The organism is Micromonospora sp. AB353 (assembly GCF_049538395.1).
Taxonomy (GTDB): Bacteria; Actinomycetota; Actinomycetes; order Mycobacteriales; family Micromonosporaceae; genus Micromonospora; species Micromonospora aurantiaca.
Genome location: NZ_JBMVFV010000035.1, coordinates 46,484 through 59,818, shown reverse-complemented (window position 1 = coordinate 59,818; position 13,335 = coordinate 46,484). Strand labels below are relative to the sequence as shown.

The 13,335-nt window shown below is 75.4% G+C and carries 13 protein-coding genes; 11 read left to right on the top strand and 2 right to left on the bottom strand.

The window, feature by feature from the left end:
• Positions 1 to 586 (bottom strand): enoyl-CoA hydratase-related protein (locus ACPCK6_RS16475; RefSeq protein WP_423481543.1); only part of this gene is annotated, 586 nt, incomplete at its 3' end.
• 9 nt (positions 587 to 595) lie between these two features.
• On the bottom strand, positions 596 to 1,363 hold the full coding sequence (locus tag ACPCK6_RS16470) for an enoyl-CoA hydratase-related protein (protein WP_423481542.1): 768 nt from the start codon (positions 1,361 to 1,363) through the stop codon (positions 596 to 598).
• Between the two features lie 215 nt (positions 1,364 to 1,578).
• Between ACPCK6_RS16470 and ACPCK6_RS16465 the strand changes: the two genes are divergently transcribed.
• From ACPCK6_RS16465 to ACPCK6_RS16415, 11 genes are read left to right on the top strand one after another with little or no spacing between them, the layout of a single operon-like run.
• Positions 1,579 to 2,733: an acyl-CoA dehydrogenase family protein gene (locus ACPCK6_RS16465; RefSeq protein WP_423481541.1), complete on the top strand. Its 1,155-nt coding sequence runs from the start codon at positions 1,579 to 1,581 to the stop codon at positions 2,731 to 2,733.
• Positions 2,730 to 3,563 (top strand): cyclase family protein, encoded by an 834-nt coding sequence (locus tag ACPCK6_RS16460; RefSeq protein ID WP_423481540.1) that lies wholly within the window; start codon positions 2,730 to 2,732, stop codon positions 3,561 to 3,563. The genes ACPCK6_RS16465 and ACPCK6_RS16460 overlap by 4 nt, the downstream gene beginning before the upstream one ends.
• Positions 3,560 to 4,198 carry a TetR-type transcription factor C-terminal domain-containing protein gene (locus ACPCK6_RS16455; RefSeq protein WP_396883743.1) on the top strand — a complete coding sequence of 213 codons (639 nt, stop codon included), beginning with the start codon at positions 3,560 to 3,562 and terminating at the stop codon, positions 4,196 to 4,198. Before ACPCK6_RS16460 ends, ACPCK6_RS16455 begins: the two co-directional genes overlap by 4 nt.
• Positions 4,195 to 5,529: a phenylacetate--CoA ligase family protein gene (locus ACPCK6_RS16450; RefSeq protein WP_423481539.1), complete on the top strand. Its 1,335-nt coding sequence runs from the start codon at positions 4,195 to 4,197 to the stop codon at positions 5,527 to 5,529. Before ACPCK6_RS16455 ends, ACPCK6_RS16450 begins: the two co-directional genes overlap by 4 nt.
• Positions 5,529 to 6,695: a thiolase family protein gene (locus ACPCK6_RS16445; RefSeq protein ID WP_423481538.1), complete on the top strand. Its 1,167-nt coding sequence runs from the start codon at positions 5,529 to 5,531 to the stop codon at positions 6,693 to 6,695. The genes ACPCK6_RS16450 and ACPCK6_RS16445 overlap by 1 nt, the downstream gene beginning before the upstream one ends.
• Positions 6,692 to 8,095 (top strand): 3-hydroxyacyl-CoA dehydrogenase NAD-binding domain-containing protein, encoded by a 1,404-nt coding sequence (locus ACPCK6_RS16440; RefSeq protein ID WP_396883740.1) that lies wholly within the window; start codon positions 6,692 to 6,694, stop codon positions 8,093 to 8,095. The genes ACPCK6_RS16445 and ACPCK6_RS16440 overlap by 4 nt, the downstream gene beginning before the upstream one ends.
• Positions 8,092 to 8,922, top strand: a complete 831-nt coding sequence (locus ACPCK6_RS16435; protein WP_423481537.1) for an SDR family oxidoreductase — start codon at positions 8,092 to 8,094, stop codon at positions 8,920 to 8,922. The genes ACPCK6_RS16440 and ACPCK6_RS16435 overlap by 4 nt, the downstream gene beginning before the upstream one ends.
• A complete protein-coding gene (locus ACPCK6_RS16430; RefSeq protein ID WP_396883738.1) occupies positions 8,919 to 9,713 on the top strand; it encodes a CoA transferase subunit A in 795 nt (264 codons plus the stop codon). Before ACPCK6_RS16435 ends, ACPCK6_RS16430 begins: the two co-directional genes overlap by 4 nt.
• Positions 9,710 to 10,438: a co-chaperone HscB gene (locus tag ACPCK6_RS16425; protein ID WP_423481536.1), complete on the top strand. Its 729-nt coding sequence runs from the start codon at positions 9,710 to 9,712 to the stop codon at positions 10,436 to 10,438. The genes ACPCK6_RS16430 and ACPCK6_RS16425 overlap by 4 nt, the downstream gene beginning before the upstream one ends.
• Positions 10,435 to 12,546 (top strand): acyl-CoA dehydrogenase family protein, encoded by a 2,112-nt coding sequence (locus tag ACPCK6_RS16420; protein ID WP_423481535.1) that lies wholly within the window; start codon positions 10,435 to 10,437, stop codon positions 12,544 to 12,546. The genes ACPCK6_RS16425 and ACPCK6_RS16420 overlap by 4 nt, the downstream gene beginning before the upstream one ends.
• Positions 12,543 to 13,292: an enoyl-CoA hydratase gene (locus tag ACPCK6_RS16415; RefSeq protein WP_396883735.1), complete on the top strand. Its 750-nt coding sequence runs from the start codon at positions 12,543 to 12,545 to the stop codon at positions 13,290 to 13,292. The genes ACPCK6_RS16420 and ACPCK6_RS16415 overlap by 4 nt, the downstream gene beginning before the upstream one ends.
• Positions 13,293 to 13,335 lie beyond the last annotated feature (43 nt).

Below are 13,335 nucleotides of genomic sequence, written 5' to 3'. Positions count from 1 at the left end.
CCAGCTCCGGCCGGTCCCGGCCACGCAACGCGCGGGCCAGCGCCGACGCCGGGCCCGCGCCGATCGCGGCGACCCGGGCGGCGAGCGCGGCCCCGGCGTCCGGGTCGGCGGACACGGAGCCGACAAGGCCGTGCCGCAGCGCCTCGCCGGCGGCGAGCGTGGCGCCGGTCCAGGCCAGATGCGCCAGCACACCGGTGCCGGCGACACCGGCGAGCAGCCGTCCGGCACCGCCGGCCAGGAACGCCGCGGGCGAGCCGGTGCCGAACGTCGCGGTGGGCGCGGCGACGCGCAGGTCCGCCGCGAGCGCCAGGCCGAGCCCGAGGCCGCGTACCGCGCCGTCGACGTGGACGATCACCGGGCCGGGCGCGGCGTGCACCCGCAGCACCAGCTCGTGCAGCTGCCCGCTGACCACCGGCTGGGCGAGGTCGTCGGGCTCGTGCCGCCACGCGTCACCCTCGACGCGGATCAGCAGCGGCTCCCCCGGCGTACGGGCGTGGCGCTTGAGCGCGTCGAGCAGGGCGGCCCGGGCGGCCGGGCCGAGCCGTTCGCCCGCGCCCGGGTCGGTGGCCTCGTGTACCTGCGTCACGTGTCTCTCCTATCGGCCGGTGAAGCGGGCCGGACGCTTCTGCAGGAACGCGTCGATGCCCTCGAGGTGGTCGTCGGTGGACAGCAGCGTCAGCAGCAGCGAACGCTCGTGGGCGAGGCCGGCGGTCAGGCCGACCTCCTCGGCGGTACGCAGCGCCTGCTTGCCGAGGCGGGCCGCGACCGGACTGCGGGCGGCGATCGAGGCGGCCAGTGCGATCCCCGCCTCGACCACCCGTTCGGCGGGCACCACCTGGCTGACCAGGCCCGTCCGCTGCGCGGTCCAGGCGTCCACCAGCCGGCCGCCCAGCACCAGCTCGGCGGCCCGGAACCGGCCGGCGACGCGGGCCCAGCGCTGGGTGCCGCCGGCACCCGGGATGATGCCGAGGTTGATCTCCGGCTGGCCGAACACGGCGGAGTCGGCCGCGACCACCGCGTCACACGTCATGGCCAGCTCGCACCCGCCGCCCAGGACGTATCCGGCGACCGCGGCGACGGCCGGCTTGCCGAAGCGGGCGAACCGGTTCCAGCACTCCAGCCGCTCGGAGAGCAGGTAGTCGGCCGGGGACGTGCGGCGCAGCTCGCGGATGTCCGCGCCGGAGGCGAACAGCCGCGGGCCGCCGGTCAGCACCAGCACCCGTACCGCCGGGTCGGCCTCGGCCCGGTCCATCGCCGCGGCGAGCGCGCGCAGGACGTCGATGCTGAGCGCGTTGCGTGTCTGCGGCCGGTCGATGGTGGCGACCGCCACCGCGTCGTGTACCGCGTAACCGACGGGTTCCACGGATCACCTCCCTGTCGTCCGCACCAGGCGAACATACTCTTCGGTATGTCGTCAAGATTCTCGCTGACCACGGTCGAGACGGGCTGCACAAGGAAAAACAGCATCCGGGAAGCGCTTGACACACTTCCGGAGCACCGCCTAGACATCTCGACATACGCAACGGTATGGCGCGGCGCGCAACGACCGGCCCGCGCCGGAGAACCGGGAGGCACCACGTGTCCGTGATCTGGGAGCCACGCCTGGACGACGAGGGACGCCACTGGCGCGACCTCGCCCGGGACGTGGCGGCGCGCCACTTCGCGCCGCTGGCCGAGGAGCTCGACAGGGAGCAGCGCTACCCGTGGGAGAGCGTGCGGGTGCTCGTCGAGGAGGGGCTGGCCGGGCTGCTCGTGGAACGCGAGCACGGCGGGCGGGGCGCGTCGTTCGTGACCGCCTGCGCGGTCATCGAGGAGGTTTCCCGCGCCTGCCCGTCGACCGGCGCGATCCTCACCGCGTACGCGCTGGGCGCCACCCCGCTGGTGCTGGCCGGCACCCCCGAACAGCGCGAGCGCTACCTGGGCGGCCTGGCCCGGGGCGAGGCGATCAGCTTCGCGCTGACCGAGGAGGGCGCCGGCAGCGACGCCGCCCGCATCCGCACCACCGCCGAGCGCGAGGGCACGGGCTGGCGGCTGCGCGGCGAGAAGATCTACATCGGAAACGGCGGCGCGTCGCGGTACTACGTGGTCTTCGCGCTCACCGACCCGCAGGCCGGCACCCGCGGCATCACCGCGTTTCTGGTGGACAAGGACGCCGACGGCGTGGTCATCGACAGGTACGAGGACAAGATGGGCATCCGCGGGACGCTCACCAGCAACCTGAAGCTGGACACCTGGGTGCCCGACGGCGACGTGCTCGGCGACCTCAACCGGGGCATGCGGCTGGCCATGCACACGCTGTCCGCCGGGCGGATCAGCGTCGCGGCCCAGTCGCTCGGCGTCGCCCTGGCCGGCTTCGACGTCGCGTCGCGGGAGGCGGCCCGGCGGGAGACGTTCGGCCGGCCGATCATCGACAACCAGGGCATCTCGTTCCCGCTGGCGGACGTCGCCACCGGCATCACCGCCGCCCGGATGATCACCTTCGAGGCGGCCCGGACGCACCAGGAGGGCGGCGACGTCGGTGTCCTCGGCGCGATGGCCAAGCTGTACGCCAGCGAGGTCGCGCACCGCGCGGTCGACACCGCCGTGCAGGTGTTCGGCGGCGACGGCTTCTGCAAGCCCTGCCCGGCCGAGCGGCTCTACCGGGACCAGCGGATCCTGGAGATCTACGAGGGCACCTCGGAGATCCAGCGGCTGGTGCTGGGCCGGGCGATCAAGGCGTCGGTAGCGGCATGAGCGCGCCCTGGCGGCTGAGCGTCGACTGGCCCGCGTCCGGCCCGACCCGGGTGTTCGACCTGGCGCAGCAGATGTACACGGGCATCCCGCACCACCCGAACCACCCGCCGTACAGCTTCACGCTGACCAAACGGCACGGCGAGATCATGTACCCGGAGGGCGTCTCCGCCGCCGCCGAGATGATCACCACGGGCGGGCACGTGGGCACCCACGTCGACGGCCTCGCCCACGTCTCCCGGCTCGGCCGGGTGTACGGCGGGGTGGACGTGACCGCGAGCCAGTCGTACGCCGGCGGGGTGCCGGACGTGTCGGTGCACGAGCTGCCGCCGATGCTGGCACCCGGTCACCTGGTGGACGCGACAGTCGCGCTCGGCCGGCCGCTGACACCCGCCGACGGCGTCGGCGCGGAACTGTTCGAGCGCTGGTTCGCCGACCGGGCCCGCCCCCGCCCCGGTGACGTGGTGCTGGTGCGCACCGGCTGGGACGCGAAGTGGACGGACAACGCCGCGTACCTCGGTGTCACCACCGGCGCACCCGGCGTCGACGTCAGCGGCGCGCGCTGGCTCACCGACCACGGTGTGGTGGCGGCAGGCGCGGACACCATCGCGTTCGAGCACATGCCCAGCCCCGCGCTGGCGGTGCACTGCCACCTGCTCGTCGACCACGGCGTACCGATCATGGAGGCGATGAACCTCGCGCCGCTGGCCGCCGAGGAGGTCTGGGACTTCTTCTTCATCGCCGCCCCGCTGTCCATCCGGGGCGGCACCGGGTCACCGATCCGCCCGCTCGCCGTCGTACCCGACACCACCGCACCGGAGACCACCGCATGACCGCCGACGACGACACCACCGCGCGCCCGGCCGCCCCCGGCCGGCGGGACATCCTGGAGGCCGCCGCCACCGCGTTCACCCGCAACGGGTACGCGGCCACCACCATCGACGACATCGCCCGCGAGATGGGCGCCACGAAGGGCCGCGTCTACCACTACTACCGGGCCAAGGCGGACGTCTTCCTGGACATCGTCACCACCGGCATGCAGGAGCTGATCGACGGGATCGAGCCGATCGCCGGCAACGGCGGCCTCGACCCGGCCACCCGGCTCTGGCGGATGGCGCACCACCACGCCGGGCTGATGATGACCCGCAACTCGTTCCAGCGGGTGGCGATGCGCGCGGTCGAGATGCGCCGTCTCGGCGAGGCCCCGGCCCAGCAGCAGGCGCTGGAGACGGTGGTCGCCATGCGCGACCGGTACGAGCAGATCTTCGCCGACGTCATCGACGAGGGCCGCAAGGCCGGGGTGTTCCGCGAGGTGGACAGCCGGCTGGCCACCAAGCCGCTGCTCGGCGCGCTGAACTGGATCAGCCTCTGGTACGACCCGCAGCGCGGCGACTACAACACCCGTCAGCGGCTCGCCGACGAGTACGCCGACTTCATCGTCGGCGGGCTGCGCCGGAGCCCGCGATGACCGGGCCGTTCTCCGAACGCCACTGGCACGAGGCCGAGACGTGGCCGCGTGAGCGGCTGGCCGCGTACCAGCTCACCCGCCTGAAGGCGCAACTGTCCTCCGTGTACGCCACCAGCGACTTCTACCGCACCCGGTGGGACGCGCTCGGCTTCCACCCGGGCGACGTCCGGGAACTGGCCGACCTGCGCCGCCTGCCGCTGGTCGGCAAGGCCGACTACGTGGCCGACCTGGCCGCACACCCGCCGTGGGGCAGCGCCGTCGCGGCGCCGGTCGCGGACCGCCGCCGCGTGCACTTCTCCTCCGGCACCACCTCGAACCCCACCCCCGTGCTGTGGACCGCGCACGACCTGGACCGCTGGGCCGACCTCTATGCGCGGGCCGCGTACAGCCAGGGCGTGCGGGACACCGACGTGTACCAGTGCCTGTTCAGCTACGCCTGGTTCGTCGGCGGGCTCGGCGCGACCGCCGGCTACCAGCGCATCGGCGTGACACTGCTGCCCGCCGGGTCCGGCGACACCCAGCGTCAGATCGACACGATCTTCCGGTACGGCACCACAGCCGTCGGCGGCACGCCGTCGTTCATGCTGCACCTGGCCGAGACCGCGGAACGGGCCGGCACGCCGCTGCGCGACTCGCCGGTGCGGCGGATCCAGGTCGGCGGCGAACCCGGCGCCGGGGTGCCGGCCACCCGCGCGCACATCGAGCAACGCTGGGGCGCGAAGTGCTTCGACGGGTACGGCAGCCTGGAGTTCCAGCCGATCGCCTGGGAGTGCGAGGAACAGGCCGGCGGCCACCTGGCCGAGGACTTCGCGTACGCCGAGGTACTCGACCCGTACACCCACGAGCCGGTACCCGACGGCACACCCGGCCTGCTGGTGCTCACCCACCTGGACAAGCGGGCGAGCCCGCTGGTGCGGTGGGCCACCGGCGACGTGGTGGTCCGCGACAGCACCGCCTGTCCGTGCGGGCGCACGCTCGCCCGGCTGCCCGGCGGCGTCGTCGGCCGGGCCGACGACATGCTCGTGGTACGCGGGGTGAACCTGTTCCCCTCCGCCGTCGAGCAGGTCGTCCGGGCCACGCCCGGCACCTGCGGCGAATACCTCATCGTCCTCGACGAGGACGTCACCGACCCGGCGACCGGCTACCTCACCGGCATCAAGCTGCGCGTCGAGGTGACCGGCGACGACAAGCGGGTGGCCCGCGAGCTGGCGCACGCCGTGCGCGCCGAACTGACGGTGCGCGCGGTGGTGGAGACCGTCCCCGAGGGCGCGCTGCCGCGCAGCACCCACAAGAGCAAGCGCGTCGTACGCGCCGACCGAGAGGCTCCGTGATGGACAGGCAAGCGTTCCTGGTCGGCGCCGTGCGTACCCCGCACGGCCGGTACGGCGGCGCGCTGCGCGACGTGCGGGTGGTACGCCTGGGCGGGCTCGCCGGGGCGGAGGCGCTGGCGCGGGCCGGCGTGCCCGCCGAGGCGGTGGACGAGACGGTGGTGGCGAACTGCCGCCAGGCGGGCAACGGCCCGAACCCGGGGCGGCAGATCTCGCTCGCGGCGGGCGTGCCGCTGCCGGCCCCGGCGCAGACGATCAACATGGCCTGCGCCTCCGGCCTCAAGGCGGTGCAACTCGCGCACCGGTCCGTACGGTCCGGCGAGGCCGACGTGGCGCTGGCGGTGGCCGCCGAGAGCATGAGCACGATGCCGTACCTGGCGCCGTACTCGCTGCGCTGGGACGGGGTGCGGCGCGGCGACGTCCTGCTCCAGGACGGCTGGCGCGACGGCGGCACCGACCCGATCTGCGGCATGAGCATGGGCGAGACGGCGGAGAAGGTGGCCCGCGAGTTCGGCGTGTCCCGGGCCGACCAGGACGCCTGGTCGGCGCGCAGCCATCAGCGGCTGGCCCGGGCCTGGGAGTCCGGCGCGATGGCGCAGGAGGTGCTGCCGCTCGACGAGCTGGACCGCGACGAGACGGTACGCCCCGACACCACACCGGACCGGCTCGCGCGGCTGCGTCCGTCCTTCACCGACGGCGGCACGGTCACCGCGGGCAACGCCAGCCAGATGGCCGACGGCGCCGCCGCGGTCGTGGTGGCGAGCGGCGAGGCGGTACGGCGGTACGGGCTGACCCCGCTGGGCCGGATCGTCGGGTTCGCGGCGGTCGGCGTGGACCCGACGATGATGGGCGTCGGACCGGCCGAGGCGATCCCGCTGGCTCTGCGCCGGGCCGGGCTGACCGCCGGCGACGTGGACCTGTTCGAGATCAACGAGGCGTTCGGCGCGCAGATCGTGCAGAACGTCCGCGCGCTGGGCCTGGACGAGGAGCGGGTGAACGTCAACGGCGGCGGGATCGCCCTCGGCCACCCGACCGGCCAGAGCGGCGGCCGGCTGGTCGTCTCGCTGCTGCACGAGCTGGCCCGCCGCGACGGCCGGTACGGCGTGGCGAGCCTGTGCGTCGGCGGCGGGCAGGGCATCGCCGCCGTGATCGAGCGGGTGACCCGGTGATCGCCGTCGTGGCCGGCCTGGGCCCGATGGGCCGGGGCATCGCGCAGGTCCTCGCCGGGGCGGGGCACACCGTCCGGGTCGTCGACGCCACCGCCGAGCTGGGCCGCGCCGGACTGGAGCGGATCCGCACCGACGGCGCGACCGGCGCCCTCGAGGCCGCCGCCGACGTCGAGACCGCGCTCGCCGGCGCGGACGTGCTGATCGAGGCGATCGTGGAGGACATGGCCGCCAAGCGCGACCTGCTCGCCCGGGTCGCCGCCGCCGGCGGGCCGGACCTGCTCGTCGCCTCGAACACCTCGTCGCTGAGCGTCAACGAGATGGGCCGTGCGTTCGGCGCCCCGGAGCGCCTGCTCGGACTGCACTTCTTCAATCCGCCCACCCGGATGCGTCTGGTGGAGGTGATCGTCGGCGCGGCCACCGGCGAGGCGACGGTGCGGCGGGCGCTGGCGCTCGTGGAGTCGCTCGGCAAGACCGCAGTGGTGTGCCGGGACTCGCCGAACTTCATCGTCAACCGGGTCTGCCGTCCGCTGTACTACGAGGCGCAGCTCCTCCTCGCGCAGGGCGTCGAGGCGGCGGTGGTGGACGCGGTCGCCCGGGGCGCGCTCGGGCACCCGATGGGTCCGCTGCAACTGCTCGACTTCACCGGGCTGCACACGCACCTGGCCTCCTCGGAGACCGCGCTGCGCGAGTTCGGCGACCCCCGCTACCGGCCCATCCCCCAGGTGCGTGGCCTGGTCCGGGCCGGTCTGACCGGCAAGGCCGCCGGTCGCGGCTTCTACGACTACGCCGTCGAGTCGCCGCGCGACGCCAACGCCCGGGTGGTCCGGCGGCCCGGGCCACCCAACGGTCCGGCGCCCCGCGTGGTGAGCCTCGGCGCGCCGACCCCGCAGCGGGTGACGGAGCTGGCCCGGCTGGCGGCCCGGCAGAACGTGGTACTGGACAGCTCCGACGCCGGCTGGGCCGGCGTGCTGCCCGCCGACGTCGGCTGGATCCGGCTGCACCGGCGCGCCGACGACGCCGTGTTCGCCGAGGTGGTCGAGGACCCGGTCGCCGGGATCGCCGTCCCCGGCTTCGTCGACCGCCTGCTGGATCACCTCGGCGCGCCCTCGGTGCGGGTGCCGGCGCTGCCCGGCCTGGTCGGCGACCGGCTCGCCCACTGCCTGGTGAACGAGGCGGCCACTGTGGTCGAGGAGGGCACCGCCACCGCCGGCGACGTGGACGTGGCGCTGCGCCTGGCGATGAACCACCCGCGCGGCCCGTTCGAGACGCTGCGGTCCGCCGGGGCGGCAACCGTGTACGAGGCGCTGCGGTCGATGGCCGACGCGTTCGGCGACCCCCGCTACCGGCCGGCGCAACTGCTGCGGCGGCGGGCGATCGGCGAGGCGAGGGCCGTCCGGTGACGCGGGACGACGACAGCGGCGTGCGCGTGCTGCGCGCGGGAACGCTCGCCGGGCGGCACGCGGTGGTCACCGGCGCCGGCAGCGGCATCGGCCGGGCGGTCGCGGTACGCCTGGTCGAGCTGGGCGCCCACGTCACCGGGCTGGGCCGGCACGCCGACACGCTCGCCGCCACCGGCAAGGCGATCACCGGTGAGGCGGCCACCGGGGACGGCCGCTACACGTACGCGGTCTGCGACGTCCGCGACCACGAGCGCGCCGCCGCCACCATCGCCGAGGTGGGCCGGGCCCACGGCATCGACCTGCTGGTGAACAACGCCGGCGGGCAGTTCTTCGCCCCCGCCACGCGGATCTCGGCGCGCGGCTGGGCCGCAGTCGTCGACCTGAACCTCACCAGCGTCTTCCACCTGACCACCGCCGCGTACCCGTACCTGCGGCGCAGCCGCGGCGCGGTGGTGAACATGTCCCTGTCCGGGGTGGAACGCGGCGGGCAGGGCATGGCGCACGCCGTCGCGGCCCGCGCCGGCGTGCTCGGGCTGACCCGCACGCTGGCCCTGGAGTGGGCCGGCGACGGCATCCGCCTCAACTGCCTCGGGCCGGGCACGGTGCTCACCGCAGCGCTCGACGCGGAGGCCGACCGGCACGTCCGGGACAACCTGGTGGACCGGGCCACGCCGCTGCGCCGCCCGACCCGCGCCGAGGAGGTCGCCGAGCTGGTGGCGTTCCTGGCCGGCCCGGCCGCCGCCATGATGACCGGCCAGCTCGTCCAGCTCGACGGCGGCGCGCACCTGGGCCCGGGGCTGCACATGCTGGCGGAGGCGTACCGGTGAGCCGCGCCCTCGCCGGCGTCGTGGCCGAGCACGTCCGTCCCGGCCGGCGGGTCTACCTGGGCAACTTCGGCGCGCAACTGTTCGCCGTGGGCCATGAGATGATCCGGCAGCGGATCCGCGACGTGGACGTGGTGATCGCCTCCGGCGGGCTGCTGATGGACCAGTTGCTCGGCGCGGGGGTGCTGCGCTCGGCCACGTACGGGCACTGCTGGAGCCCGGTCGGCCCGGCGCCGGCCTGGAACTTCCGGCGCGCCGCGCAGGACGGCGACACCCGCGTCACGCTGCACGAGCTGAGTCTCGGGCTGCTCACCGCCGCGCTCACCGCCGGCGCCTGGCGGGTGCCGTTCATGCCGGTGCCGGACCTGCCCGGCACCGGTTACCTGGACGAGGACTGGAGCCGGGGCCGGCTGTCCCGGGTGGACTCGGCGTTCGGGCCAGCCCGGGTGGTCCGCGCCGAGCGGCCGGACGTGGCGTTCGTGCACGTGGACCTGGCCGACGCCGACGGCAACGGGGTGATCCGGGGCCCGCTGGGCGAGGTGCTCGTCGCCGCCCAGGCGGCCCGCCGCACCGTGCTCGTCGCCGAGGAGGTCACCGACGCCGAGACGGTACGCGCCGCCGGGATCAGCATCCCCGGGCTGCTCGTCGACGCGGTGGTCGAACACCCCGGTGCGGTACGCCCCGACGGCGCGGTCGGCCGCTACCCGCGTGACGTGCAGGCGTACGAGCGGTACGCCCGCAGCGCGGCCACCGCCGACGGTTTCCGGCGCTGGCTGGCCGAGGAGGTCCGGTGACCACAGCGGACTTCCTGGTCCGGGCGGCGCGGGAGTTCCGGCGCGGCGGCTGGGTGTTCACCGGCTTCCACTGGCCGGTGCTCGCCGGCCAGTGCGCGTACGCGCTACCCGGCGCACCGTTCAGCCAGGTCTTCGAGGCGGGTGCCAGCGCGCACCGGCCCGGCGACGACGTGCCGACCAGCACCACCGACTACCCGGCGTACGCCGGCGGGTTCGGCTGGCTGGGTGGCACCGCCGACGTGCTGCTGGCGATGGGCCACCGGTTCGACCGGGTGGTGCTCGACGCCGGCAACGTGGACCTGCGCGGCCGGATCAACTCGTCGTACCTGGGCCCCCGGGAGCGGCCCACGGTGCGGCTACCAGGTGGCGGGGGTGCCGCCGACATCGCGGCGGCGGCACGGGAACTGGTGCTGCTGCACGGAGCCCGGGATCCGCGCCGGATCGTGCGCGCGGTCGAGCACGTGACCGCCGCGCCCACCCCGGACGCGCGGGTGCGGCTGCACACCCGATGGGGCGTGGTGCGGCTCGGCGCCGATCCGCGGCTGGAGGAGGTCACCGCGGACGGCGAGGTGCTGCGCGCCCACCTGACCGCGCTCGGCGTACCCGTCGACGGCGCGGCCCCCCGGCCGCCGGTCACCGCAGCCGAACGCGCCGCGGCCGTCGGCGTGCTGCGGCGGGCCGCCGTACGCGGCTACTCAGTGGCGAAGGGAACGGACAGAGGATGACTGACGACGATCTCGGTGAGCTGCGCCGGCAGGTACGGAAGCTGGTCGGCGAGTGGCGCGACGGCGACCGGTTCCGGCCGGTGTGCGACGCGTGGCTGCGCTCGTACGACACGGAGTTCAGCCGCGCGCTGGCGGACCGGGGCTGGATCGGCCTGACCTGGCCGCGCGAGTACGGCGGGCAGGCCCGCTCGAACCGGGCCCGGCTGGTGGTCACCGAGGAACTGCTGCGCGCCGGGGCGCCGGTGGCCGCGCACTGGATCGCGGACCGGCAGATCGGCCCGGCCGTCCTGCGATACGGCTCCCCCGCGCTGCGCGAGCGGTACCTGCCGGCGATCGCCACCGGGACGGTGACGTTCTGCCTCGGCATGAGCGAGACCGAGTCCGGCAGTGACCTCGCCTCGGTGCGCACCACAGCCCGCCCGGACGGCGACGGCTGGCGGCTCACCGGCGCCAAGATCTGGACCAGCCACGCACACCGGTCCACGCACGCGTACGTGCTGTGCCGCACCGGCACCGGCGGCCGGCACGAGGGCCTGACCGAGCTGATCGTGGACATGTCCGCGCCCGGCGTGACCGTCCGGCCGATCGTCGACCTGCGCGGCGAGCACCACTTCAACGAGGTCCTCTTCGACGACGTGCCGGTGCCCGGCGACCACGTGCTGGGCACCGCCGGCAACGGCTGGACGCAGGTCACCGAGCAGTTGTCCTTCGAGCGCGGCGGCATGGAGCGGGTGCTGAGCACGTACCCGCTGCTGGCCGCCACCGTCGACGCGTGCGCCGGACGGCGGGACGCGGACGCCGCGCTGGGTGAGGCGCTGGCCCGGCTCGCCGGGCTGCGCGGCCTGGCCTGGCGGATCGCCGGTGAGCTGGACGCCGGGCGGGCCCCGGTGCACGCGGCGGCGGTGCTGAAGGACCTGGGTACCGAGTTCGAGGCCGACGTCAACGAGATCGCCCGTACCGTGCTCGACGCCGAGCCCGACCCGGACGGCGACGGACCGGCCGGGCTGCTCGCCCAGGGGCTGCTGGCCGCGCCGGGCTTCTCGATCCGCGGCGGCACCACCGAGGTGCTGCGCACCATCATCGCGAAGGGCGCCGCCCGCGCGCCCCGGCACGACGGCGACGAGCTGCGGGAACTGGCCGACGACGTGCTCGGCGGGCACGGCGGCGACCCGGACGGCCTGCCCGCGCTCTGGTCGACCGTGCACGGGCTGGGCTGGACCGGCGTGTCGGTGCCGGAGGGCGCGGGCGGCTCGGGCGGCACGCTCACCGACCTGGCCGCGCTCGTACGCGGGCTGGGCCGCCACGGCGTCTCCCTGCCGCTGGCCGAGACCGTGCTGGCGGCCCGGCAGCTCGCCGCCGCCGGTCGCGCCCTGCCCGGCGGCGTCGCCACCGTGGTCGCCGGCGGCGGGCTCACGGTGGCCGGCGGGCGGCTGAGCGGCACCGCCGCCCGCGTGCCGTGGGCCGCCGCCGCGCGGACACTGCTGGTGTACGCGGGCGACGACGCGTTCGTGGTGCCCGCCGATCACCCCGGCGTCCGGGTCGAGCCCGGCCGCAACCTGGCCGCCGAGCCGCGCGACGACGTGACGCTCGACGTCCCGGTCACCGGCGACATGCGGCTGACCGGCGCCGCGCCCGCCGCGACGGTACGCGCCGAGGCGGCGGTGCTGACCGCCGCCGCGCTCACCGGCGCGCTGGAGACCGCTGTGGAGCACACCCGGCAGCACGTGACGACGCGGGAGCAGTTCGGCCGGCCGCTACTGGCGTTCCAGGCGGTCGGGCAGACGCTGGCCCGGATGACCGCGCACACGCTGCTGGCCCGCACCGCGCTCGACGCCGCGCTGGCCGGCCCGGACCCGCTGCGGGTCGCCGCCGCGCGGGTGCTCACCGGGCGGGCCGCGACGCTGGTGGCGCGCGGCGCGCACCAACTGCACGGGGCGATGGGCGTGACCCGCGAGCACCCGCTGCACCTGTCCACCCGCAGGCTCTGGTCCTGGCGGGACGAGAACGGCACCCAGCAGTTCTGGGCCGCCACGCTCGGCGCGGCGCTGGTGCCGCGCGGCAGCGCCGGCGTCTGGTCCTGGCTGACCGAGCAGGAGGATGAGTCATGAGCAGAGTGGACCTGCACAACGCGGACGGGCGCTGGACGCTCACGCTGAACGACCCGGACCGGCGCAACGCCATCGACGCGGAGATGCGCGACGCGCTCGGCGACGCGATCGCCGAGGTGGCCGCCGACCGGCACGCCCGCACGCTCGTGGTCACCGGCGCCGGTACGGCGTTCTGCGCCGGCGCCGACCTGCCCGCCCTGTTCGGCGAACCAGACCGCGGCGTCGCGGAGATCCGCGCCGACCTGCACCGCGTCTACGACAGCTTCCTGCGGGTACGGGCGCTGCCGATCCCGACGATCGCCGCCGTGCAGGGACCGGCGGTGGGCGCCGGGCTGAACCTGGCGCTGGCGTGCGACACCCGGATCGTCGGGCCGAAGGCGAAGCTGATCGCCTCGTTCACGAAGCTCGGCCTGCACCCCGGCGGGGGCTGCACCTGGTTCCTCACCCGGGCGCTCGGCCCGGAACGCGCCCTGCAACTGCTGCTCGACGGCGGGAGCGTGGACGGCCCCGAGGCGGTACGCGTCGGGCTCGCCGCGACGCTCGCCGACGACCCGCTGGCGGCCGCGCACGAGCGCGCCGAACGGTGGGCGGCGCTGGACCCGGCGCTGGCCCGCGACATCAAGACGTCGGTACGCACCGCGGAGACGGCCGGCTTCGCGGCCGCCCTGGAGTTCGAGTCGTGGGCGCAGGCGTCCTCGGCGACCGGGCCGGCGATCCAGGAGGCGGTGGCCGCCTTCCGCAGGTGACCTGTCGGGTACGCCCCGGGCCGGCGCGCCCGCCCGTGCCCCC